This window comes from Planococcus sp. APC 3900, assembly GCF_030407735.1.
Taxonomy (GTDB): Bacteria; Bacillota; Bacilli; order Bacillales_A; family Planococcaceae; genus Planococcus; species Planococcus notacanthi.
Genome location: NZ_JASDCT010000002.1, coordinates 196569 through 220789, shown reverse-complemented (window position 1 = coordinate 220789; position 24221 = coordinate 196569). Strand labels below are relative to the sequence as shown.

The 24221-nt window shown below is 45.4% G+C and carries 27 protein-coding genes and 1 riboswitch; of the genes, 12 read left to right on the top strand and 15 right to left on the bottom strand.

Annotated elements, in window-relative coordinates:
• Positions 1–58 precede the first annotated feature (58 nt).
• From QMA04_RS05085 to QMA04_RS05075, 3 genes are all read right to left on the bottom strand, one after another.
• A complete protein-coding gene (locus QMA04_RS05085) occupies positions 59–1087 on the bottom strand; it encodes a TRAP transporter substrate-binding protein (protein ID WP_290184333.1) in 1029 nt (342 codons plus the stop codon).
• Positions 1084–1749: a GntR family transcriptional regulator gene (locus QMA04_RS05080; protein WP_203339258.1), complete on the bottom strand. Its 666-nt coding sequence runs from the start codon at positions 1747–1749 to the stop codon at positions 1084–1086. The genes QMA04_RS05085 and QMA04_RS05080 overlap by 4 nt, the downstream gene beginning before the upstream one ends.
• 172 nt (positions 1750–1921) lie before the next feature.
• Positions 1922–2944, bottom strand: a complete 1023-nt coding sequence (locus QMA04_RS05075; protein WP_290184330.1) for a TRAP transporter substrate-binding protein — start codon at positions 2942–2944, stop codon at positions 1922–1924.
• 102 nt (positions 2945–3046) lie between these two features.
• Here QMA04_RS05075 and QMA04_RS05070 point away from each other — a divergent pair, with 102 nt between their 5' ends.
• Positions 3047–4411, top strand: coding sequence for an FAD-binding oxidoreductase (locus QMA04_RS05070; protein WP_290184328.1), 1365 nt, complete (start codon positions 3047–3049; stop codon positions 4409–4411).
• 104 nt (positions 4412–4515) lie between these two features.
• Here QMA04_RS05070 and QMA04_RS05065 read toward each other — a convergent pair whose 3' ends face one another.
• Positions 4516–5166 (bottom strand): LytR/AlgR family response regulator transcription factor, encoded by a 651-nt coding sequence (locus QMA04_RS05065; RefSeq protein ID WP_290184326.1) that lies wholly within the window; start codon positions 5164–5166, stop codon positions 4516–4518.
• A gap of 166 nt (positions 5167–5332) precedes the next feature.
• On the opposite strand from QMA04_RS05065, the gene aceB reads away from it, so the two are divergent.
• Positions 5333–6934, top strand: coding sequence for a malate synthase A (gene aceB, locus QMA04_RS05060; protein WP_203339254.1), 1602 nt, complete (start codon positions 5333–5335; stop codon positions 6932–6934).
• Positions 6935–6950: 16 nt separating this feature from the next.
• Positions 6951–7082 (top strand): YhfH family protein, encoded by a 132-nt coding sequence (locus QMA04_RS05055; RefSeq protein ID WP_225218317.1) that lies wholly within the window; start codon positions 6951–6953, stop codon positions 7080–7082.
• A 184-nt stretch (positions 7083–7266) separates the two neighbouring features.
• Here the strand turns inward: QMA04_RS05055 and QMA04_RS05050 are convergent, their stop codons facing one another.
• Positions 7267–7560: a hypothetical protein gene (locus QMA04_RS05050; RefSeq protein WP_191713792.1), complete on the bottom strand. Its 294-nt coding sequence runs from the start codon at positions 7558–7560 to the stop codon at positions 7267–7269.
• A 154-nt stretch (positions 7561–7714) separates the two neighbouring features.
• Between QMA04_RS05050 and QMA04_RS05045 the strand changes: the two genes are divergently transcribed.
• Positions 7715–8374 (top strand): HAD family hydrolase, encoded by a 660-nt coding sequence (locus QMA04_RS05045; protein WP_191713791.1) that lies wholly within the window; start codon positions 7715–7717, stop codon positions 8372–8374.
• A gap of 260 nt (positions 8375–8634) precedes the next feature.
• On the opposite strand, the gene pcp is transcribed toward QMA04_RS05045, so the two are convergent.
• Entirely contained in the window at positions 8635–9243 is a 609-nt protein-coding gene (gene pcp / locus QMA04_RS05040; protein ID WP_191713790.1) for a pyroglutamyl-peptidase I, read from the bottom strand.
• A 210-nt stretch (positions 9244–9453) separates the two neighbouring features.
• On the opposite strand from pcp, the gene QMA04_RS05035 reads away from it, so the two are divergent.
• From QMA04_RS05035 to QMA04_RS05015, 5 genes are all read left to right on the top strand, one after another.
• On the top strand, positions 9454–10230 hold the full coding sequence (locus QMA04_RS05035; protein WP_290184324.1) for an ABC transporter substrate-binding protein: 777 nt from the start codon (positions 9454–9456) through the stop codon (positions 10228–10230).
• A gap of 28 nt (positions 10231–10258) precedes the next feature.
• Positions 10259–10918 carry an amino acid ABC transporter permease gene (locus tag QMA04_RS05030; RefSeq protein ID WP_191713788.1) on the top strand — a complete coding sequence of 220 codons (660 nt, stop codon included), beginning with the start codon at positions 10259–10261 and terminating at the stop codon, positions 10916–10918.
• A complete protein-coding gene (locus QMA04_RS05025) occupies positions 10911–11633 on the top strand; it encodes an amino acid ABC transporter ATP-binding protein (RefSeq protein ID WP_191713787.1) in 723 nt (240 codons plus the stop codon). The genes QMA04_RS05030 and QMA04_RS05025 overlap by 8 nt, the downstream gene beginning before the upstream one ends.
• Positions 11634–11782: 149 nt before the next feature.
• A complete protein-coding gene (locus QMA04_RS05020) occupies positions 11783–12667 on the top strand; it encodes a hypothetical protein (RefSeq protein WP_290184323.1) in 885 nt (294 codons plus the stop codon).
• Between the two features lie 178 nt (positions 12668–12845).
• Positions 12846–13016: a hypothetical protein gene (locus QMA04_RS05015; RefSeq protein ID WP_191713786.1), complete on the top strand. Its 171-nt coding sequence runs from the start codon at positions 12846–12848 to the stop codon at positions 13014–13016.
• A gap of 77 nt (positions 13017–13093) precedes the next feature.
• Here the strand turns inward: QMA04_RS05015 and QMA04_RS05010 are convergent, their stop codons facing one another.
• From QMA04_RS05010 to QMA04_RS04990, 5 genes are all read right to left on the bottom strand, one after another.
• A complete protein-coding gene (locus tag QMA04_RS05010; protein WP_191713785.1) occupies positions 13094–14101 on the bottom strand; it encodes an LLM class flavin-dependent oxidoreductase in 1008 nt (335 codons plus the stop codon).
• A 323-nt stretch (positions 14102–14424) separates the two neighbouring features.
• Entirely contained in the window at positions 14425–15192 is a 768-nt protein-coding gene (locus tag QMA04_RS05005; RefSeq protein ID WP_191713784.1) for an STAS domain-containing protein, read from the bottom strand.
• Positions 15167–15826 carry a cobalamin B12-binding domain-containing protein gene (locus tag QMA04_RS05000; RefSeq protein ID WP_191713783.1) on the bottom strand — a complete coding sequence of 220 codons (660 nt, stop codon included), beginning with the start codon at positions 15824–15826 and terminating at the stop codon, positions 15167–15169. The genes QMA04_RS05005 and QMA04_RS05000 overlap by 26 nt, the downstream gene beginning before the upstream one ends.
• A 16-nt stretch (positions 15827–15842) precedes the next feature.
• Positions 15843–16196, bottom strand: a complete 354-nt coding sequence (locus QMA04_RS04995) for a hypothetical protein (RefSeq protein WP_191713782.1) — start codon at positions 16194–16196, stop codon at positions 15843–15845.
• Positions 16193–16498, bottom strand: coding sequence for an antibiotic biosynthesis monooxygenase family protein (locus QMA04_RS04990; protein WP_191713781.1), 306 nt, complete (start codon positions 16496–16498; stop codon positions 16193–16195). Before QMA04_RS04990 ends, QMA04_RS04995 begins: the two co-directional genes overlap by 4 nt.
• Positions 16499–16792: 294 nt before the next feature.
• Positions 16793–16896: riboswitch (SAM riboswitch) on the top strand.
• Between the two features lie 76 nt (positions 16897–16972).
• Here QMA04_RS04990 and QMA04_RS04985 point away from each other — a divergent pair.
• Genes QMA04_RS04985 through QMA04_RS04975 form a run of 3 tightly spaced genes read left to right on the top strand, consistent with a single transcriptional unit; the run spans position 16973 to position 20402 of the window.
• A complete protein-coding gene (locus QMA04_RS04985) occupies positions 16973–18097 on the top strand; it encodes a methionine biosynthesis PLP-dependent protein (RefSeq protein WP_290184318.1) in 1125 nt (374 codons plus the stop codon).
• A complete protein-coding gene (gene metC / locus QMA04_RS04980) occupies positions 18090–19262 on the top strand; it encodes a cystathionine beta-lyase (protein WP_191713779.1) in 1173 nt (390 codons plus the stop codon). Before QMA04_RS04985 ends, metC begins: the two co-directional genes overlap by 8 nt.
• Positions 19263–19295: 33 nt before the next feature.
• Positions 19296–20402, top strand: a complete 1107-nt coding sequence (locus QMA04_RS04975; protein WP_290184316.1) for a 5-methyltetrahydropteroyltriglutamate--homocysteine S-methyltransferase — start codon at positions 19296–19298, stop codon at positions 20400–20402.
• A gap of 172 nt (positions 20403–20574) precedes the next feature.
• Here the strand turns inward: QMA04_RS04975 and QMA04_RS04970 are convergent, their stop codons facing one another.
• From QMA04_RS04970 to QMA04_RS04955, 4 genes are all read right to left on the bottom strand, one after another.
• Entirely contained in the window at positions 20575–21810 is a 1236-nt protein-coding gene (locus QMA04_RS04970; RefSeq protein ID WP_203339244.1) for an NAD(P)-dependent malic enzyme, read from the bottom strand.
• 367 nt (positions 21811–22177) lie between these two features.
• On the bottom strand, positions 22178–22510 hold the full coding sequence (locus QMA04_RS04965; protein ID WP_290184314.1) for a hypothetical protein: 333 nt from the start codon (positions 22508–22510) through the stop codon (positions 22178–22180).
• Positions 22511–22597: 87 nt separating this feature from the next.
• The gene (locus QMA04_RS04960) at positions 22598–23284 is read right to left on the bottom strand and encodes a DUF4956 domain-containing protein (protein WP_191713775.1); all 687 of its coding nucleotides are present in this window, start codon (positions 23282–23284) and stop codon (positions 22598–22600) included.
• Positions 23285–23300: 16 nt separating this feature from the next.
• Entirely contained in the window at positions 23301–24044 is a 744-nt protein-coding gene (locus QMA04_RS04955; protein WP_290184311.1) for a polyphosphate polymerase domain-containing protein, read from the bottom strand.
• Positions 24045–24221: the final 177 nt, after the last annotated feature.

Below are 24221 nucleotides of genomic sequence, written 5' to 3'. Positions count from 1 at the left end.
GCAGAAAAAATGAAAAATCAAGGAATTTCTTCCTTGATTCTTCAACTGTCCTTTTCATTTATTCTTCATTTGCTGCCAACGCTTGATCGATAACGTCTTTGCCGATTTGACCTTCGTATTTCGTGTAAACAGATTCTGCTGCTTCACGGAACTGATTGCGCTGTTCATCCGTCAAATCATTGATCTGCATACCTTCTGCTTCCAACTGAGCCAGGAATTCGCCGTCCTGCTGCTGGGCCAATTCGCGTTGCTCTGTACGGAATTCTTCAGAAGCTTCCGTGATCAGATCTTGCAGATCCGCCGGAAGGGTATTGTAGAAATCGTTGTTCACCAATAATGCTGTTGCTGCATAAACATGCCCAGTCAAAGTCAGGTAATCCTGGACTTCGTAAAATTTATTGGTGTAATAAAGGGAAATCGGGCAATCCATCGCATCATAGGTGCCTTGCTGAAGAGCTGTATACAACTCACCAAAGGCGAACGGAGAAGCGTTTGCTCCAAAAGCATTAAAGGTATCCGTATGCAGCGGGCTTTCCAATGTCCGCATTTTCAGGCCCTGCATATCTTCCGGTGATTCAATCGGTCCTTCGTTGTTGGAAACATGGCGGAATCCATTCTCGCCAAAGACCAGGCCTTTCATGCCGTTGTTTTCCAGATCAGCCAATAGCTCTTGTCCCAGTTCTCCATCTAATGCTCGGTATGCTGCTTCGTTGTTATTGAAAAGAAATGGCAGGTCAAACACTTGGAATTTTTCATTGAATGAAGCCATTGCCGCTACAGCCGGGATGGTCATTTCAACATTGCCGAGCTGGACCGCTTCAATCGCCTCGCGGTCTGAACCATAAAGCTGGCCATTCGGGTACAACTCAACTGTCAGGCGGCCGTCTGATTCCGCTTCCAGTTTTTCTTTGAATGCTACGGCTGCGACATGTGAAGATTGTTCTTCCGGCACTAAGTGAGCCAATCGGATTGTATACGTGTCTTCTCCGGCACCGCCGTCTTCTGTCGATGTCGTGCCACTGTCCGGTCTTCCGCAGGCTGATAAGATAAATAGTCCAATAAGAAATAGTCCAAGTAGTTTTTTCATAGTTCCTCCTGTGAAATGTATTTCAGCAGCCGGCTCTCGATATTATCCAAGTGGATGGCCAACTGCTGTTTCGCTTTGCCGATATCGCCTTCTTCAATTGCTTTAAGGATGGATAAATGTTCACCGTATGCCTTTTTGGAACTGTCGGCTGCAGTGTCTGACAGCAGCAAAAATGCCCGGCTGCCGCCACTGTTAATGCCTTTTATCATTTCCTTCAAGCGATTGTTGGCATGATTCTGGTAGAGGAAGGAGTGGAACTCCTGGTCCAAATCCATAAATTCCACCACCCTCTCAGCTTGCACGGCCTGAAATTGGCGTTCCACATTTTTTCTCAGTTCATTCATGACAGGCTGTTGATCTGCCTTCGAAAGATTTTCAAGACCATAGATTTCCAATAGCCTGCGCAGCTCCATAATTTCCTGGACATCCTGGAATGTAAAGGCTGCTACTATGGCAGGTCGTGTTTTTCTTAACTCGATAAGCGCATCAACAGCCAGTCTTTTTAGAGCTTCTCTTAAAGGCGTCCGGCTGATGCCGAGTTCCAATGCCAGTTTTTCTTCCGGCAATTCCTGGCCCGGTTTCAACTTTCCAGTAATGATCATTTTCTTGATATACTCGTATGCTTGATCCGCCAATGTGGCTTGTTTCACGATTTTCTCCATAATTCCTCCCCTCTACATAAAAATTTTGTACAGTGTATACTGTATACAGAAAGTATAGAATAGACAGATTCGTTTGTATAGTAAAAATTCCAATTTTCTAATAACTTTCTCCCTTTACCGATTTGCTTGAAATCAAAAAAACCAGGGAACGCTCCCTGGTTTCCACTCTTTTCTATTCATTCGCCGCCAATGCCCGATCAATCAGATCTTTGCCGATTTGGCTTTCGTATTTCTCATAGACAGACTGCGCCGCTTGACGAAATTCATCGCGTTGTTCAGCTGTCAAATCGTTGACTTGCATGCCTTCCGCTTTCAGTTGTTCCAGGAATTCCACATCCTGCTGCTGGGCGAGTGCACGCTGTTCATCTTTGAATTCCTCAGACGCTTCCATGACCAGTTGCTGCAGATCTTCAGGCAAGCTAGTGTAGAAATCGTTGTTGGCCAGAAGAATGGCAGCTGCATAGACATGTCCCGTCAAAGTCAAATAATCCTGGACTTCATAGAATTTATTCGTGTAGTACAGGGAAATTGGGCACTCCATCGCATCATACGTTCCTTGCTGCAAGGCTGTATAAAGTTCTCCAAATGCAAATGGAGAGGCATTGGCTCCGAACGCCTTAAAAGTATCTGTATGCAATGGATTCTCCAGGGTCCGCAGTTTCAGCCCTTCCATGTCTTCAGGGGATTGGATCGGCTTGTCGTTATTGGAAACATGCCGGAAGCCATTTTCACCGAATACCAGTCCCTTTAAATCGTTTTGCTCCAGACTGTCCAGCAGTTCCTGGCCCAGCTCTCCGTCCAATGCTGTATAGGCGGCATCGTAATCATTAAAAAGAAACGGCAAATCGAAAACCAGAAACTTCTCATTGAATGAAGCTAATGGGGCTACCGCCGGAATGGTCATTTCCAGATTGCCCAGCTGTACCGCTTCAATCGCTTCACGGTCCGATCCATATAATTGGCCATTCGGATACAATTCTACAATAAGCCGCCCATCAGACTCTTCTTCCAGTTTTTCTTTGAATTTCAAAGATTGGATATGGGCAGAATGTTCTTCGGGCACCAGATAAGCTATTCGGATTGTATAGGTTTCTTGTTCTCCTTCTTGTTCTGTTGAAGTGGATTGATCAGCAGGCCGTCCGCAAGCAGCAAGCAACACCAGTAAAATCAGTGCAAATCCGATGAGTTTTTTCATAGCTCCTCCTCAGTGATTTTTAGACTCTTTACCCTGATTTGAATTTGTACTAAACCTTTGTCATTCATCAATTATTAATAAAATAAAAGGAGAGTCACCCGCATGACAAATCATTGGATCACGCAAATAGAAAGCATCTTAAAAACAGATCAATATTCAAAAAGCATCAGCGAATTATACAGGCATAGCCATGATGAATCCGAGCATCCACCTGTCGAACCTGAACTTGTCTGCTTCCCGGAATCCACAGAGGATGTGATCGCCATCATGAAAATTGCCCGTGATGCTTCCATTCCTATTACTCCATTCGGCATCGGTTCAGGCTTGGAAGGACAAGCCATTCCTTTGAATGGCGGGATTTCGCTTAATTTCGAACGCATGAACAACATCGTGAAATTTTCACCCGAAGACTTATTGGTCACCGTTCAGCCCGGCATCACGCGCCTGCAATTGAACAACATCATCAATCGGCATGGTCTGCAGTTTCCGGTGGACCCTGGTGCAGATGCATCCATCGGCGGCATGGCGGCCAACAACGCCAGCGGAACCACAGCAGTGCGCTATGGCGTCATGCGTGATCAAATTGTCGATTTGGAAGTGGTATTGGCAGACGGCACATTGCTCCATACCGGCACAAAAGCCAAAAAATCATCTTCCGGCTACCATTTGACCGGGCTGTTCACCGGTTCAGAAGGCACGCTTGGCATCATTACAGAAATCACTTTAAAGCTACACGGAATTCCTGAGCACACCATTGCTGCCAGTTGTACTTTCGAAACTCCCCACCAATGTGCAGAAGCCGCGCATATGATTTTGCTGAGCGGCATTCCTGTCCAGCGCATGGAATTCGTCGATGCCTATAGCATTGGAAAAGTGAATGCTTACGGAAACTATGGACTGCCTGAAAAGCACTCCCTCTTTTTTGAGTTTGCCGGCATGAAAAATGCCGTTGAAGAAGAAGCGGCTTTGGCACAAGAACTGATGCACGACATGAACGCTGAAAATTGGCGTGTTGCAGCAGATTCAGAAGAACGGGCGATGATTTGGAAAGCCCGCCATGAAATGGCTTACGCCTTCAGGCATCAGTCCGGAATGACTGTCACGGGCGGTGATGTCTGCGTACCGATTTCCAAACTTCCGGAACTCATCGATTACGCCCTGGAACTCATTGCAGAAAGCGGATTGGAAGGCGGAGCCTTGGGACATATCGGCGACGGGAATTTCCATACGACGATTTCATACGATGCCAAAGATCCTGTCCAAAAAATAGGAGCTGAAAAAATCAACGAAAAGCTCGCTTTCCGTGCCATTGAATTGGAAGGCACGTGCACAGGTGAACATGGTGTCGGGCTTGGCAAAATGAAATATCAGGATGCCGAACACGGAGCAGCTATTGCTGTCATGAAGAATATGAAGCGCATGCTGGATCCTGATAATCTACTGAACCCAGGAAAAATGTTTGCATAAAAGCCAGCTGAGGAGTAAAAATCCTCAGCTGGCTTTTCGTTTTCCCTGCTTTAAGGGTCAGTTGCCATGAAGAACCCTGCCGAGTGAAGTTTCTCTGTATTCGATTAAAACCCCAGCCGTTCCCTTACACTTGCAGTGTAATTTTGGCTTACCGGCAAAACTGAGCCGTCTCTAAGGGTCAATTGATAATTTGATGCAATATCCCGGGAGATTTCTTCTATATAATTGATATTCACGATATAAGAGCGGTGAATCGGCAAGAAGGTATCCGGCAATTGATGCTTCAAGTTTTTCAGGGTATGGATAGAACAATAGGTTTCCTGCTCCGTGTAAAACCAGGTTTTCTTTTGGCTGCTTTCAATATGGGAAACTTGATCGATTGGAACCGGCTTCCACGTTTCGTCGATTTTCCCAGTTAAAAATCGGATCGGCTGTTTTTTGCGGACTAAGTAATCAGGCGGCAGGATGATCACCAACACACCTTCAATGCCGCCAAACTTGATTGGGTAACCGATGCCATAATAAGCTGTTCCCAAAATCGATTCCTCTACATACATCTCAATCCGCTTCCCATCGGTTTTTGCACGTGCAGCAATACTGCCTGGCAGTACGGGTTCGCCTTCCCGGATCTTCAAGTCATGAATACCTGCTTTATAGTAGATGTAGCGATCCTCTACCGCAATCGCAATCGATGCTTCTTTCGGAATCCAGTCTCCCATAATAAACCCCATTTGTTCCAACATACTGTTTTCCATCCCCTGACTCCCCTTCCAAATGTGTTTATCCCCTTATAACTGCTTTTATCGCTGAATACTCCTTTTCGTCCTGTTTGCAAGACAGTTAGAATTTTCTGTTATATATTAATATACATCAAAACAAACTGTATTAATACAGATGTTCTAAATTTTTTCTCAGAAAGGGATGATTTGTTTGTTGACTAAATCGACTGTGACTATAAAAGGTGAAAAAGTTCCGGGAATGGAGACAATTTTAACACCTGAAGCTTTAGAATTTATTGAAAAGCTTCATACAAATTTTGATAAACAGCGAGTTAAACTTCTCGAAAAACGACAAGTTCGCCAAAAAGAAATTGATGCCGGCAAGAAACTCGACTTTCTTCCTGAAACCAAACATATCCGAAATAATAATTGGACCATTGCCCCACTCCCAGAAGACATGAAGGACCGACGTGTCGAAATCACAGGTCCGACCAACCGGAAAATGCTGATCAACGCATTGAACTCCGGCGCCAAGATGTTCATGGCGGATTTGGAAGACGCTACTGCACCAAATTGGTTCAACGTCATTGATGGACAAATAAATTTACGTGATGCGGTTCGACGCCAAATTGATTTTGAAGCTCCTGAAACCGGAAAGAAGTATGCTTTGAATGAACAAACAGCAGTGTTGATGGTTCGTCCTCGCGGCTGGCATTTAATGGAGAAAAATATCCATATTAACGGACAGCCGATTTCCGGCAGCCTGGTCGATTTCGGATTATACTTTTTCCACAACGCTAAAGAATTAATTGAGCGTGGAAGCGGCCCTTATTTCTATCTTCCAAAAATGGAAAGCCATTTAGAAGCTCGCCTGTGGAACGACGTTTTCGTTTTCGCACAAGATGAACTGGGGATTCCGCAAGGCACCATTCGAGCAACTGTATTGATTGAAACCATTTTGGCTGCATTTGAAATGGATGAAATCCTCTACGAATTACGCGATCACTCTGCTGGCTTAAACTGCGGGCGCTGGGATTACATCTTCAGCGTCATCAAACGGATGCGCAACCTTCCGGAATACATTTTCCCGGATCGTTCACAAGTGACGATGACCGTCCCGTTCATGCGAGCCTATACACAGCTTTGCATCAAGACTTGCCATAAACGCAATGCACCGGCACTCGGCGGGATGGCCGCTCAGATTCCTGTTAAAGGAAATGATGAAGCCAACGCAGCTGCATTCCAAAAAGTAGCAGAAGACAAACGCCGTGAAGCGGTGGACGGCCACGACGGCACATGGGTTGCCCATCCCGGGATGGTCGCAATCGCGATGGAACAATTCAACGAACACATGCCCACTCCTAACCAGATCGATAAGAAACGGGAAGATGTCCAAGTGACGGCTGCGCAACTAGTTGAAGTTCCCGAGGGCACGATTACAGAAGATGGCCTTCGCTCCAATATTTCAGTCGGTATCCAATACATCGCTTCCTGGTTGTCAGGAAACGGCGCAGCACCTATCAATAACTTGATGGAAGATGCCGCAACAGCTGAAATTTCACGCTCTCAAGTATGGCAATGGATTCGCCACCCGAAAGGGATTTTGGAAGACGGCCGTACTATCGATGTTTCGTTATTCCATGAAGTTACCGAAGAAGAAGCCGCCAAAATCAAACAAGCCGTCGGCGAAGCGAAATATTCAACTGGAAACTACGCGGAAGCCCGCGAATTGTTTACAAGCCTCACGCTGCAAAGTGATTTTGCTGAATTCCTGACACTGCCTGGGTACGACATACTAAACTAAACCATTGGAGGAGATCATGATGAAAAACACACAGACTTATGAAACTCGCTCGAAAAAGGAATGCCGGGAATGTGGATGCGAAATCAAGGAACAACGTGAATCGATCATCTACGAATGTGAACGCTGCATCGGAAAAATAGAAGAATAGAAGAAACTTAAAAAAGAGGATGACCCAAAAATGGGTCATCCTTTTTTAAAGTGAGGACAATCAGGAATAATCAGGCCAAGACTCCCGTGAATTCCTCTAAAATTGTTTTTTCCGTTTACGAAAGCCTTCTGCCAATGAATCTGCCATAACAAAACCGCCCAACACAGAAAATGGGCGGCTGGTTTTAGTTTTGATCTGACGATTCGAAACGATAACGGGTATCTTCTTCGAGTTTATTAAAGACTTCAATATAGCGGGTGCCGCCCTGTTCTGTTTCTGTGGGCGCTTCATCCCCATCAAGAATATCAGCGAGGGGCCGTGCATCGGGTTCGATGATGACAGAATCAAAATCTTCCATCAATCCTTGAAGTTCGCTATAGTTTTCGATATCTTTATCTTTTTTCACTTCTTGAAACAGCCGGTCCGACTCTTCCTGAGTCAATTCGACGTAACCGACTGTGATGCGCTGCTTTTCCATCGTAAAACCTCCTGTGGCGTAATTATTCGTTTAACCTTCCATACCCTTAAGAAGAAAATGCCTAAACCTGCAGCAGCCATCCGCTGGAAGAGGCTCTGTTTTTCCGCTATGATAATAGCAATAGAAAAAAATTGAGAAACCGGAGTTGATCACCTTGCGTGTAGCCATATTTGATTTTGACGGAACTTTGTATTCGAAGGAAACTTTCCAGCTGATGATGGACCATTTGAAAAATCATCCTGAGCACAGCAAACGCTACCGCCAATTTTACCGGGCCATCATGCCTCCCTATATCGGCCATAAACTGAAAATCTATCCCGAACGGAAAATGCGCGAACGCTCTGTCCAGGCCTATCTGTCTGCGCTCGAAACTTTCACGAAAGTTGAGCTGGAACAGTATTTCGGCGAAATTGCAGACCGAATGCACGGCGATATGAATCCGAACGTCGTTGAGCGTTTGAAAAACCATGTAGCCAACAACGATTACGTCATGCTGGTATCGGGAGCCTTTACACCGCTTCTGCATGCGGTCACAAAACAATTGCCGATCAAGACCATCATTGGAACAGAAATCCTTTATAAAGACAACGTCCTGGATCACCGGACACCCATTTCACATATCCAGGGCCCTCTAAAGACAGCCAAAATCAAAGAAGCACTCGAAGGCCAGGACATTGATTGGGCCAATAGCTACGCATACGGCGACAGTCATTCAGACTTGCCCGTGCTTGAACTGGTCGGCCATCCGGTAGCCGTCCAACCCGAAGAAAGACTGCGGACAGTTGCTGCCAAGCGCAATTGGGAAATCATCTAATCAGAAGAAGGGGCTGTTCCATAAGTCTCTAAAATAAAACAGCCGGAGAGAAAGAAAGCCTTTTTCTCCGGCTGTTTTTTGATGGGGGAATACGTTTTCTGAGAACAGCTGGCTGATGGGAATGAAGGCGGCGACTCCAGCGGGAACAGCGCGAGCTGGAGCCACTGGACTGAGCGCAGCGAGGGAAGCGGCAGAAGCCGTGCCCTCGGAACGCGTCCGCCGCACTGGACATCAGCCGGGTCTTTTGGGACAGCCCCTTTTTATGCTTCTTCCAACGCTTCGATACAAATCCGAACGCCTCTCAATAAATCCTCATGTGACCAGCTCGGAATGCGGCCATGCTGAATTGCCAATTCATGCGAAGCCGGTATATGGATAAATCCTGTTTTCATCTCTGGTTTAGTAGTTTTCGCATAATGCAATCCTTCATACATGACATTATTGCATAGATATGCACCCGCCGTATTGGAGATCGTTGCAGGCAAACCATTAGCAAGCAGGCTGTCGACCATTTTCCGGATAGGCAAAGCGGATAGATATGCCGGCTCCCCTTCTTCGCGAATCGGTTCATCGACAGGTTTATTGCCTTCGTTATCAGCAGCCCCGTCTTTGACGTTGATCGCAATCCGTTCCGGCGTAATCTTATAGCGCCCCGCTGCAAGACCAAGAGAAATTACCGCATCCGGATTTTCCTCCGCAATGAAATCAAGCAGCATTTCTCCAGACGCACTGAAGTCCACCGGCATGATCTTCCCGATAATTTCATAGCCCCCAATTAACTCACCGTCCAGCTCTTCTACTATTTTCATCGTTGGATTGACCGTAAAATCCAGAAATGGTTCGAACCCGGTCAAAAGCAATTTCCTCATTTTATCGCCTCCTCCCTGTTATTATACGCAACCCATTTCCCTTTTCCCACGAGTGCCCACTGAAGAATTCTAGTGAGCCAGTCTTTCGCCCTTTTAAATTTCTGAAAAAATAAACTTTTTCCACTCTCATAAAAAAACTTCTCAAAAACAGAAAGGTGTGTTAAAATTCATTTTAATGAATAAACATACATTACTTAGGGGGAAACATACATGATTAAGAAAAAACCATTGATTGCTTTATTTGCAACGTCCGCATTATTGCTAGGAGCATGTGGCAGTGATAGTTCGAGCGAAGGCGCATCAGAAGAAAAAAAAGTATTGGAAATGGGCACATCCGCTGAATTTGCACCTTTTGAATCACGCAATCCGGAAGGTGAGATTGTCGGATTTGATATTGACCTGGCTAACCACATCGCTGATGAACTTGGCTATGAACTTAAAATTACGGACATGAAATTCGATGGCCTTATCGGTGCTTTGCAGAACGACCGCGTCGACATGGTGATTGCCGGCATGTCCGCAACAGAATCACGCAGAGAAAATGTTGATTTCTCTACAGAATATAATCATTCGGGCGAAATGTTCGTCACGCTCAAAGGTTCAGAATTGACCACACTTGAATCTTTGGAAGGCAAAAATGTAGGCGTCCAGCTTGGAACGATCCAAGAAGAAGGTGCGAAAAGCATCATCGCAGACGAAGACATCAATTTCGAATTAAAAGCACTTGATGATTCTGGCGCATTGATCCAAGAAATTCTATCTGGCCGAATTGACGCTGCATACATGGACAAACAAGTTGCACTCGGCTATATCGAAGCACAGGATTTAGGGGCTTTCGACGACCCGACAACAGCTTCACCGGGTATGGCTGTTGCTTTTCCGAAAGGCAGTGACCTGCTTGAAGAAGTGAATGGTGTTCTTGCTGAAATGGAAGAAAGCGGCGAGTTGGATGAACTGAAGAAAGAATGGCTGACTGACGAAGAGTAAACTTTCCTTTAGAAATGAGTTGTAATAGATGAACCTGGATTTCTCACAAATAGTTCCTTATATCCCGTTTATGCTGGAAGGGATATGGGCTACCTTAAAATTCGTATTTTTCGCCATCATTCTGGGGTCAATCCTCGGAACCATATTGGCATTGTTCAAAATTGGCAGCATCATCCCCTTAAGATGGTTTGCTGATGCTTATACATCTATATTTCGCGGGACACCGCTGATTCTGCAATTGATGATCATCTATTATTCCACTCCCCAGTTGACGGGATATGATATTTCCGCATTCCTGTCCGCCATACTGGCGTTCGGACTAAATTCATCTGCTTACATTTCCGAAATCATTCGTGCTGGAATCCAGGCGGTCGACAAAGGTCAGATGGAAGCAGCACAAGCGTTAGGCGTTCCCTACCGGGCCATGATGAAAGACATCATTTTGCCGCAGGCACTCAAAAATATTCTGCCGGCTCTGATGAACGAATTCATTACTTTAACAAAAGAATCCGCTATCGTCTCGACCATCGGTTATCTCGATCTCATGAGACGCGCACAAGTTGTTGGATCTGATTTGTTTCGCAACTTTGAACCGCTGTTATTCGTCGGCCTCATTTACTGGTGTATGGTCATGGGCTTGACGATGATCGGCAGAGTTTTCGAACGGAGGCTGAAACAAAGTGATTAACGTCCAGAATCTGTATAAGAAATTTGGCACCAATGAAGTGCTAAGCGATATTTCCACTACTATAAGCAAAGGTGAAGTCGTATCGATCATCGGCCCTTCCGGTTCAGGAAAGTCGACGTTCCTGCGCTGTCTGAACCTGCTTGAAGTTCCCACTTCCGGGTCCATCGACATCAATGGCAAGAACCTGACATCTTCTAAAAAGAACATCCATAAAATCCGCCAGCAAATCGGCATGGTGTTTCAGCACTTTCATTTATTCCCTCATTTGACGGTTCTTGAAAACCTGACGTACGCACCGATGAAAGCCAAAGGCATTAAAAAAGCAGAAGCTGAAATGAAAGCCCGTCTTCTATTGGAACGTGTTGGACTATCGGAAAAAGAGACAGCCTATCCGAACAGCTTATCAGGGGGGCAGAAACAGCGTGTTGCGATTGCGCGGGCTTTGGCAATGGAACCTGAACTGATGCTGTTTGATGAACCGACTTCAGCACTTGATCCGGAAATGGTCAAAGAAGTTTTGGATGTTATGAAAGATTTAGCGAAATCCGGCATGACGATGGTCGTCGTGACACATGAAATGGGTTTTGCACGTGAAGTGGCAGACCGTGTCCTGTTTTTGGATCATGGCGTACTGGTTGAAGAAGGCCAGCCTAATGAGTTCTTCAGCCATCCAAAAACGGAACGTGCCAAAGATTTCCTCGATAAGGTATTGTAAGAGGCGTCCCCTGGGGCGTCTTTTTTTGATTCCCATACATCTGAGTATCCTTGTTTGTTCATGCGATGCTCAAATATCACCGGTTTTCTTGCTGTTGCCACATGTTATAATCAAAACTGGCAAACTTGCAGAAAACCGAGGTGAAGATTGTGTTTAGAAAGATCATTATTTTAATGGGTGTAGTATTTTTCATGTCGCTGATCGTCTTTACAGCCGTCATGTTCTTAAAAAATGAAGTCGAAATTCATTCTGAAAACAATGTATCGGTCACTATTGAAAAACCGACTTTTATTACGCTGAGCGAACCCGAAGTAACTGAAAGCGGCACTGACCTTACACAGGTCTACCAGATGACCTTGCTCGGCCTGAACGTCGGCACGTATACATTGGTCGACCGGTCGCTTAATAATGGCTCTTCCATCATTTTCGAAGAAATCAAAAATACCGGGTGGGTCCCTTATACAGTATCGATGAATGTCAATAATTTGGAGGATGCCGATTTTAAATCTTGGAATCCCAAATCCACTACACGGCTTGACGAAACAATATATGGTCCAGATCCAACGTCCAATCCTTATGGCGTCTTCACAAACGGAAGCAGCGAAATTCTAATCGGCAATGTCTATGTTTCCCGCAGACTGCAATTAGGCAACGGCGACTGGGTACAGGAACTGCGCCACGAAATTGCAGAGTTTACAGTTGAAGAAGGCAAACTGTCAAAAAATCTCTGGTTGCCGCCTCAGCATTCAAGCCAAACATGGCTGATGGCTGCTCAGGAACCGTTATTCGAAACGGATGAAGCAGAAGACGAATGGATCGAGTTTTCTCTGGAGAACCGCCTGTCCCAGTTGAATTGGCTGACGCCGGAAGGCCCTTACGTCAAACTCGAATTGACGGATGATCCGCGAACAGAACTCGCATATGGCAATCTGCCTAAACGCACAGCCGATTTGACTTCTCTTGAGTGGAATGAAACTGCACCTTCCCTGTTCTTTGAATCATTGATCTTAAATGCAGAAATCAATCAACAATAATAGCCAAAAACCGTTAGAGCCCTTGCTTTAACGGTTTTTATTTTCCGGACCCTTTTTGCTAAGGCTTGCAAACAGTTCCCTTCCAATTAAACGGAATAGTCTGTATAATAGAAGTGAGATAGGAATCCACCTTCATGACGATAAGGCTGCTGAATAGTAAAGAAGGAGGTTGATCATAATGGAACGCAAAGTACTTGATCCACGAGAAGTTGAACTTCGGTTAGATGAGGATTTCAATGCGGTTCTGAATATGATTGGCGAAGGTGCACCTGATTATGCAGCCTATGATGAAGAGGAGTTTCCAAAAGAACGGCAGCGTGAAGAAGACAAGGCGAAAGAACTTCACTGACGCCGGCTCAGCATCTCTCCAATCTGGAGAGATGCTTTTTCATGCAAAAAATCCCGTTCATAGGAACGGGATTTTCTTTAGTTCATCATTTCTGCCAAGTAATCGTAAGAACGCAGGCGATCTTCCTGATGGAAAATCGGTGAGTTGACGATCACTTCGTTAGCTCTTGTTTTTTGGATGAAATTTTTCAGTTTTTGTTTGACGACATCCGGTGTACCGACAATCATCGATTCAGAATCCAATTTCTCACGGAAAATAGCAATTTCCCGATCTGTCCAAACTTCTTCCAAATCATCAATCGGTGCCTGGAACGTCGTCGGTTCCCCTCTCATCAGTGAGAACATTTGCTGCTGGGAAGAAGTTGCGAGCCATTCAGCGCGCTCCTGTGTCTCTGCAGCAATAACATTGACGCCCAGCATTGCATAAGGCGATGCCAAAGCAGGAGAAGGCTTGAAATTTTGATGATACAACTGCAAAGCCTGCATCATATAGTCCGGCGCAAAATGGCTGGCGAAAGAAAACGGCAAGCCTTTAAGTGCTGCAAGTTGTGCACTGAATCCGCTCGATCCCAATAGCCAAAGCGGTATTTTCAAATTGGTGCCCGGATAAGCCCGAACACGGCCAACCGGATTTTCCGAGAAGTAATTTTCCAACTCCGCAACCTGTTGAGGAAAATCATCCCCGCTGCTCTGCAAAGTACGTCGCAGCGCATAGGCAGTCGCCTGGTCACTCCCCGGTGCACGGCCCAGACCCAAGTCAATGCGCCCTGGATAAAGAGTTTCCAATGTACCAAACTGTTCTGCAATAACAAGTGGCGCATGGTTTGGCAGCATGATGCCGCCTGAGCCCACTCGAATGGATTCCGTTGCCCCAGCGATGTGGCCAATAAGAACCGACGTCGCAGAACTTCCGATGCCTGGCATATTATGGTGCTCCGCCAGCCAATAACGATTGAATCCCAACTTCTCCACATGCTGCGCCAATTCCACACTGTTCTTGAACGCTTGTGCAGTTTCAGCACCTTCGTTGATCGGTGCCAAATCAAGCACAGCCAACGGTATATTTTCGAATTTCTTAATTCCCATTCTATCTCCACTCCTATCCATTCTATTGTATCGATGTTTCACAAAAACTTCCTTTTTCCTGCTCAGGAGAGAAAAGCGCAAGCGATCAAAAGATGAAGCTAAGCTAAGTGCGCGACTTCCTGTCGCAACGGTTAGCTGACCCGCTTCCTGCGGGCCTCCGACGGGCATAAGACAAGCTGGCGAAGCGGCGTGTTTTTGCCGCATAGTCAGATGGGCTTATGACCCTAGGACCTGGGCGCTGAAGCTGGACACTAGAAAAGCGGAAGCGTTAATTTAAAAAAACAAAAAAGCGAAGCTATCCGCTTCGCTTTTCACAACATATTCTATATAAGTAAATTCCGTGAAGCCAAGACCATCTGCAAAGAAGAAACAAAATGCAGGTCCAGCCCCGTTTGGAGATGATGGAGCTGTTGGGCATGCTGTGGGTTGATTCCGGTGATGATGCCCTCAATGCCCATCACTTTAAAGGTCTGCATTAACGACTTCAAATAATCGGCGCCATCCTGTTCCAACTTCTCCATAGCAGTCAAATCCATGATGACGGTTTCGGCGCCATTTTCATAAACTTGATTCAGGATATGAAAACGGATCACTTCAATCTTGTGGGGGTCCAAATCGCCGAATAGCGGAATCAGCACGTGCTTTTTGCCGAGGTCGATACAAGGGGCAGACAACTCCCGAACCTGTTGAAGCAGCTCCTCCGTCCGTTCCTTTTCAAGAAGCAGGTCATAGTCGGTTTCCTGCAGGCGCCGGCGAAGGCTCAACAACTGGTTGGTGATCTCCATGAGCCGGTTATCTTTCGGCACAAGGACGATGTTCAAACTAAAATCACTGATCCATTTGCTGTAGACATCTCCAAGGAACAGTTCGCCGGTTTTTGAAATGAAATTCAACTCAAGTGGTCTCGCCGATTCACTACTCAGCAAAAAACTTAATGCTTTTTGCCGGCTTCCTTCATCGACAAAATCTAGAAAATCGGAACAGCTGCCGACTAATTTCTCTGCCTCTTCAGATGACTCCACGATTGCCAGTTTATTATTCAATTTAAAAGCAGGCAGCGGCCATTCATCCAAATGAGATATCGAATTCATTGTCAGGTTCCTTTCCGGTTTGGATCCAATTTTTCAGCTGATCCAACTCTTTTACAATCAAGACGCCTTCAGATTCTGAAGCTGGCCAATTCGCCATGGCCACCGCCCGTCCTCCAAGGATGACTGATGGTTTGAAATCAAGCGCTCTGAAAGCTTCTGTGTATTTCTTCAATACAGGCAGACGGTATACCAAAGCCGCTGACAATGCGATGGCATCCGGTTTCCAGCGGTTAGCTGTTTCAATGGCGGCACCGAGCGGCAAATTCGGTCCGAGGTATCGAACTTCCCAACCGTTTTCTTTGAATAACGAAGCCACCATTTTCAAGCCGATATAATGGTCTTCCCCTTCAGGTCCGAGGACCATCACTTTCTTTTGCTCAGGAGTTTGTTCCCCTTTACGCATTTCTGTCACTGACACCACATAATCGCAAATGGCCGTTGCTAAATGCTCATCAGCCACTGTAATGATATTCTTTTCCCATAATTCCCCTATCCAATACATGGCAGGCGTCAATATATGCTGGTAAAGCTCATTTTTTGTATGGTTTTGCAAATAGGCTTGAACTGTATGCAAAGCCTGCTTTTCATTGCCGGCCAAAAATAACTCGGCCAACTCTTTAGATTGATTATTCATGTCAGCCTCCTTTACTCTATGAAGGTTTCAACACCGCAATGGCACTTTGCAAACAACCTGACATAAAGACTTCTTCCTCTTGTTCTGTATTCCCCGGAAGGATCTGCAGTAAGCGGTCAAAATTATCGATGATCAAGGCTCTTTCAACATTCCGGCTTGTCAAAACAGTTTCCAGCCAAATGGCGTAATCAATAAATACCTGTTCATCCTTGAGGGAAAACGCAGTCTCCAAATGATCCAGGTGGTGATGGTTATCTTTTTCTGTATGCTCAAAACCGCGCTCTCCAAAACGCTCCCAAAGTGTCGGGTATGCAGCATATATGCTTTTTGCCGTTTCAGAAGCAATTTTATTTTTTACGTCGTTCTTCATTCTGCCACCACTTCGTACTGCCGAACAACGGGGATAATTCCCGCTAATTCCTGGTCCGGGTAATTTTTCTCAAGATCATGGATCTCCTTGAATTCCTGGCTTCTCACCCACGCCATATAAGATGCTTTCGTATGCCATTCCATATGGACCGTCAATTCATTTTTCTTTTTGGTGTTTTGGATCAATCTAAATAAATGAAAGCCTTCCGCCCGATCGACGCGGCGTGAACGCTTTTGGTAAATCCCGATAACTTCCTCGGTTTTTTCAGGCGGAACAACTACCGTCGAAGTGACAATATACATTTGCTTTCTCCTTTATACACATAATTTCCTCCATAAATTATAACACTTCGATATACGAATTAAAAGAATACCGCGGTTCTGTAGTGATGAGCCCTAATTCTTTAACTGATAGCAAATTATTCTACTTACTGATGCGACATCCGATCTGACATGGATGTACAAGGCTCTATCTACAATTTCCGCTTACTGTTTTCTTTCTATTTTAACTATTTAAAATTCATCCTTGCTTTCCATGGCTAAATGATTTAAGATTAGAAACATCGTAATAGATACACCATAAACTTAATAAGATATTTCTTATCTAGAGAGACGGAGGGATTTGGCCCTGTGAAGTCTCAGCAACCAGTCTGACGAAGACACGGTGCTAATTCCAATAGGCTGCGCCTAAAAGATGAGAAGAATGCGTTTCTAGACAGGGGCTTTCTTCTTTCATTGAAGAAAAGCCCCTGTTTTATTGTTGGGAGGATGAGTGGAATGACAAAAAACAGCTTGGAAACTTTATTGGTTCAATTAGGCAATCGCAGCGATTCAACTACAGGAGCTGTGAATCCGCCCATATATTTATCGACGGCTTATGAACATGAAGGACTTGGCAAATCGACGGGCTATGATTACACACGAACCAAAAACCCGACACGCGCTGTCCTTGAAGAAGGCTTTGCGGAACTCGAAGGCGCCGATGCCGGATTTGCCTGCAGCTCGGGAATGGCGGCTATCCAATTGGTCTTGTCCCTCTTCCGTCCTGGCGACGAATTGTTGGTTCCGGAAGATATATATGGTGGAACATACCGCCTGCTTGACCACTTTGCTTCCGCCTATAACATTCATCCCACCTATGCCGAATTTAAGAACGTTGAAGATACAGAAGAAAAAATAACATCGAATACACGGGCATTGTTCATTGAAACGCCGACCAATCCACTCATGCAGGAAATTGATCTTGTTGCCTATGCAGCTTTAGCGAAAAAGCATGACCTGCTGCTGATTGTCGACAACACGTTCTTGACCCCCTATCTCCAGCAGCCGATTGCACTCGGAGCGGATATAGTCATCCACAGCGCCACAAAGTACATCGGCGGCCACAACGATGTACTCGCTGGTTTGGTTGTCGCAAAAGGCGAAAGCATTTGTGAAAGGCTTTCAACATTCCATAACTCGGTCGGCGCCGTACTGTCGCCTTTCGATTCCTGGTTGTTGATACGCGGATTGAAGACTTTGCCATTACGCATGCGCCAACATGAAGCCAATGCCAAAACCATTGCGGAATTCCTGTTGCAGCAATCAGTTGTTTCTGATGTGCTCTACCCGGGAAAAGGCGGCATGTTATCCTTCCGCCTGCAGGACGAAGAATGGGTTGGCCCTTTTCTTGAAAACATTAAACTCATTACATTTGCCGAGAGTTTAGGCGGCGTCGAAAGCTTCATCACTTATCCGGCTACCCAAACCCATGCAGATATTCCATTTGAAGAACGTACCCGGCGCGGCGTTTGCAACCGGCTATTGCGCTTCTCAGTTGGCGTCGAACTCGCTGAAGATTTAATTGCCGATTTGACACAGGCATTTTCGAAATTGAAGAAGGAGGTTGTTGAATATGACTGATCGCATCGAAACCAAGTTTATTCATTCTACCGGAGTTGACCCATTAACCGGAGCTGTCAACGTACCGATTTATTTATCTTCCACATTCCATCAGAAAAGCCTGGATTCATTTGGCCCATTTGATTACAGCCGTTCCGGGAATCCGACACGTCTGGCATTAGAGGAAACCATCGCAAAATTGGAAGGCGGCAAGCGCGGCTTTGCCTTTTCTTCCGGGATGGCTGCTATCTCTTCCGCATTTATGCTGTTGTCTTCTGGCGACCATGTCCTGGTATCAGAAGATGTCTACGGCGGAACTTACCGCTTCATCACAGAAGTGCTGGATAAATTCAATATCGAATACACATTCGTCAACATGACCGATTTGAATGAAATGGCTAATGCCATTCAGCCGAATACAAAAGTCGTCTACTTGGAAACACCATCCAATCCGACTATGAATATTACGGATATCGAAATCGCAGCAAAACTGGCGAAAGCCAATGGCTGTCTGACATTCGTCGACAATACCTTCATGACGCCGCTCTATCAAAATCCGTTGGAACTTGGCGCAGACATCGTTCTTCACAGCGCAACAAAATTCCTTTCCGGGCACAGCGATGTGGTTGCAGGCCTTGCGGTTACAAAAGATGAAGAACTCGGCAATCGCCTAGGTTTTATTCAAAATACCTTCGGTTCGGTCTTGGGGGCACAGGATTCTTACCTGTTGATCCAAGGAATCAAAACTTTAGGAGCACGCCTTGGCCAGTCATCGGAATCAGCACGGACAATTGCCGAATACCTGCACAACCATCCATTGATCGAAGAAGTATACTACCCAGGGTTTTCATTCCATCCGGGCAATCCGATTCACGAACGCCAGGCAAAAAGCGCGGGAGCTGTGCTCTCTTTCCGCCTAGCTGATAAAAAGTCAGCACGCGTCTTTGTGGAGCATCTGCGTATTCCAGTGTTTGCCGTCAGCCTTGGCGCTGTCGAGTCGATTTTATCGTACCCTGCAACGATGTCACACGGCTCTATGCCTGCAGAGGAACGTGAAAAACGCGGAATCACTGACGGCTTGCTGCGCTATTCCGTCGGCTTGGAACATCCGGATGATTTGGTACAGGATCTTAGCCAAGCATTGGCTCAAGTAGCACGCCGCAACGGGTTAAGCATTGCTAACTGAAAAAATACTATTAGAGAAAGAAGGAATACAGACATGACAACGACTCAAACGATTACTGCCCCATTCAAGGCCGATCACGTAGGAAGCCTGCTGCGTCCGGCTTCCTTACATAAAGCAAGAGAAGATTTCAAAGCCGGGACGATTTCAGCACAAGAGCTGCGGGAAATCGAAACGAAAGAAATCCAACATATTGTCGAGAAACAAATCGAGGTCGGATTAAAAGCCGTTACAGACGGCGAGTTTAGACGTACTTGGTGGCATCTGGATTTCATGGAACATATCAATGGCTTTGAAGGCTATGTGCCGGAATCAGGTTACCAGTTTGCCGGTGAAGAAACAGAGCGCTATGATGTCCGGAATATCGGGGAGATTTCATTTGATCCTGATCACCCGTTCATCCAGGATTTCCTTGAATTGAAAGACATTGCTGACGGCAGAGCTGTTCCAAAATTAACGATTCCGAGCCCCAACCAATTCTTTAATGCGGGAATTCGCAATGCTGCAATTTATCCGGACATTGAAGAATACGCACAAGCCATTATTCAAGTTTACCGCGATGCGTTTCAGGCCTTCTACAAAGCAGGTGTCCGTTACCTGCAAATTGACGACGTTTATATTGCCGGCCTTTCTTCACCGGAAATCCCTTTCAGTGAAGGTGACCACTCCCGCGATTACTTGATCGATCTGGCATTGCGCGTAACCAATGGAGCGTTGGAAGGAAAACCTGAAGATCTGACAGTGACGACTCATCTATGCCGCGGAAATTACAAATCGAAGTGGGCTTTTGAAGGCAGCTATGCTTTGATTGCTCCGACAATTTTCGCAAATGAAAATGTGGACGGATTCTTCCTCGAATACGACGATGACCGTTCCGGCTCCTTTAAGCCGCTTGAACACATTCCTGCCGGTGGCGCAAAAGTCGTTCTGGGCGTCTTTACCTCAAAAAACGGCGAACTGGAAGACAAAGAATCCATCAAAGCCCGCATTGCAGAGGCTGCCGAGTTTGTGCCGCTTGAGCAATTGTGCATCAGCCCGCAATGCGGTTTCGCTTCTACACACCACGGCAACGAATTGACAGAACAACAGCAATGGGACAAATTGAAATACATCGTGGAAGTATCTGAAGAGATTTTCGGATAAGATCTTATGAAGCAGCCCTTTGCCGCGCGGCAAAGGGCTTTTTCTGTCTTCTAATAAGCGCGTTACGGGTTGTGAACGTTCAAATGAATTTGTAGTCGTTCATCCAAATTCTGCACAAAAAAACTCATTCGCTGGAATAAAAGCGAATGAGTTTCTTCTATTATATAGTGCATTATTCTCCGGCTGCCGATAAGCTTGCTGTCTTTTGCTGCAGATCATCCGTTTCAATTGTTTTCCGGGCAACGCCTGTTTCGATTGCCGCTTTAGCAACCGCGGCTGCAACCGCTGAAGCCACACGCAAATCAAATGGTTTCGGTATGACATACTCTTCATGCAGCTCGTGCGTCTCCAACAAGCCGGCTATTGCTTCTACAGCAGCGATTTTCATTGCATCGTTGATATCCGTAGCCAAAACATCCAACGCCCCTCTAAAGAGCCCTGGGAAGGCTAATACGTTATTGACCTGGTTCGGGAAGTCGGAACGCCCTGTTCCAACAACTCTTGCTCCAGCCTGTTTAGCCAAATGCGGAAGGATTTCAGGATTAGGGTTGGCCATTGCAAAGATGATGGCATCATTGTTCATGGTTTCCACCATTTCCTGAGTCAATGCGCCTTCTGCAGAAACACCGATAAAAACGTCCGCTCCTTGAATCACATCTGCCAATAAACCTTCTTTGCGTTCATAATTGCTCATTTCAGCCACTTCTTCTTTAAATGGATTCATGCCGTTTTTGCGCCCTTTAAAAATGGCACCTTTTGTGTCGCACATGATCACATGCCCGAAACCGAATTTGCTCAGCAATTTCACGATCGCAATTCCAGCCGCTCCTGCACCGTTCACCACAATTCGGGTTTCCGGAACGTCTTTGCCGACCAATTTCAATGCATTGATCAAGCCAGCCAAGGTGACGATCGCGGTACCGTGCTGATCATCATGAAACACAGGAATGCCCATTTCCTTTTTCAGGCGCTCTTCCACTACAAAACAAGTAGGGGCTGAAATATCTTCAAGATTGACGCCGCCGAAACCTGGTTCAAGCAACTTCACTGTCTGGATGATGGTTTCTGCATCTGTTGTATCCAGACAGATCGGAAATGCGTCCACACCGGCAAACTCTTTGAACAATATAGCTTTCCCTTCCATGACAGGCAATGCTGCAAGCGGCCCTATATTGCCAAGTCCCAGAACTGCTGTGCCGTCTGTAACCACTGCGACCATATTGCTTTTCATGGTATAGTCATGAACTTTTGCTGGATCTGCCGCGATCTCCCGACAAGGTTCAGCAACTCCTGGAGAATAAGCGAGGCTCAGGTCCCTTTCGTTTTCCACTGCCACTTTCGACCGAATCTCCAATTTCCCTTGATGCGTCCGATGCAATTGCAACGAGTCGTTTTTCAGTTTAGACATATGCCTCATCTCCCTTTGTTCATAATTGTTTATTATAAAGAGTATTTGAATAATTGAAAGAGTTTTCGGACAATTATTATATTTTTCAGACTTTAGGCGGATAAAGCAATAAAGCCCTATTTCCTTTTTCAATAGTATTCTTATCTCCCTGTAAGCGCTAACACTCCAGTAGCAGCAACTGCTCGGATTTCCAATACCCTATAGCAGAAAAGTACTTAGCCTTTTTGATGATTTTCTCCAACCCTGCCCCAATCAGGAGACAAATACATCATTTGCAGGGCCTTTTCAATCCCCAACTTTAACCTACCCGTTTTTGCGCAAAAAAAGCCTGCCCTTTCTCAGGGCAGGCAGTCAAAAATATGAAGCTTTACGATAAATGAAATGAATCGTCATAGAGCGGTTTCATATGCAGATCATATTCTTTTTTTACATCTTCAATGTCGTAAATGTTTCCAGGGTTCCCAGGACGGTTCATCTCTTTTACTTGCTCATGGACAAGGTCGGCAAAATATTTCCCACAAGCCACATCATTCGGATACTTCGCTTTCACCTTGGCAACCAGTTCTTCGTTCAGCATTTGATTGAACGCATGGTACATAGCGGCATTGACAATTGTCAACGACTTTTTGGAAGCATAAGACACCATATAATAATTCCCATAACGGTCCTTCAGCAAGTCTCTTTTCGCCACAATTTCCATAGCTACGCCCTCCTTCAGTTCTATACTGTTCCATACCCTTCCCCCGCTCCATAAAAACAGTCCGGAGAAGTATCCCCGGACTAGACCCTACATTTCCTTCGGCTGCAGATAAGACAAGGAAACTTTCAAGTTGGCATTGCGCTCCCGAATCAGATCGAGCAGTTCATGGTCTTTGGTATCGGGCTTGCTGCGGATGGAAAACGTATACAGAATCATTGTGCCCAAGTTGGTTGTTTCCACCTGGCGCAATTGATGATCGACCGTCTTGTCTTTCAGAATATCATCGAGCAGCTTTTCATGATTCAAGTTTTCAGGAACTGTAACTTTCAAAATTTGTGTATCGCGCCCTTTTGCGTAATTGGTTTTAAATAGGAAATAAAAGACCGCTGAAGCAAATAACGTCAAGAGAATAGCCAGTTGGAATTGAAACAGCCCGCATGTCATTCCCACACAAAGGCCGAAGAAGATATATGCGATGTCCTTGGCGTTCGTAACAGCACTGCGGAAACGGATAAGGGAGAAGACTGCAAATAATCCGAATGCAACGCCTGCATTGCCGCTCACTACGTTCATGACTACTGAAACGACCACACTCATCATAATAATTGTGTGTACAAAATCCTGTGAATAACTTTCTCCATTAAACGTGTGCTGATAGACTGTCGTGATGATCAAGCTCAGAATCAATGCAATCGCCATTGCTGCAAAGCTCATCCAAATGGTGGACTCACCGGTTTCGGGGTTGAATTGAAAAAGTTCTGTAATAGTTGCCATATTGATCTCCTCCTATTTACATTTTGAATTCGGTTTCCAAGGAAAATTTCTCATCCCCCAGCAATTCTGTACTTGTGCAAAACTTTGAAGCGCTGCGCTGCTCACAATCAAGCCGCTGCAGAATTCGAGCCAACCATAAGGGCACACTGTGGTCCACCTTTACTTCAAGCACCACCAGGTTCGGATCGATAAAATAATCCCCATATCCCCCATTCTCCAGCCGCAGATCCTCATTGCGGCATCTGAGATTAAAATCGAAGGTGAGACGCAAATCAGGATCATCAATTCCATGCAAGGCATGGCGATCGTAGCTGACAATCATTTCTGGCTGCAACTGATAATATTTCCGGAAGTAGTCGATTTCTTTCAGCACCTGTGGATTGGATACGTTGAATTGATCTAATTCTTGTTCGCCGTTTTTTTCCAAATATCGATAAGCTTCTGCAAGAGGCAACGTCAATCTGCGTTTGTTGACAACATTCTTATGTTTTTGTTTTACTTCAAAAAAGGCTGTTCCGGCAGAATCTGTTTCTCCGTACACACGCAAACGAAGTTTTTGGCGATACTGTAATTTATTCTTCGTTTCAAAGTAAATCTGTTTTTCCTTGTTCTCAAAGTACAGGCTGTTGACTGAGTATTTTCCATCATCTCCATTTCTGTCATTTCGCATGCAATCACTCAATTCTTCAATTAGCCGCTCATACTGTAGCCTGCTGATGAGGTATTTCTGTTCTTTTCTGCAAAATATCTCGATAGCCAAAACTTTCACCTCCTTTTTTCCTTAATATTCTAATAATAACTCCACAAACTAAGTGTACGGTTTGTTTCTGTGAACATCATGAGACGTTTATTAAAATCTACTGAGTATTTAATGGATTTTTTTACTTTTCATCCCCGCCGTTTCAGCTAATCCCAAATCATAAAATGCATTATTGAC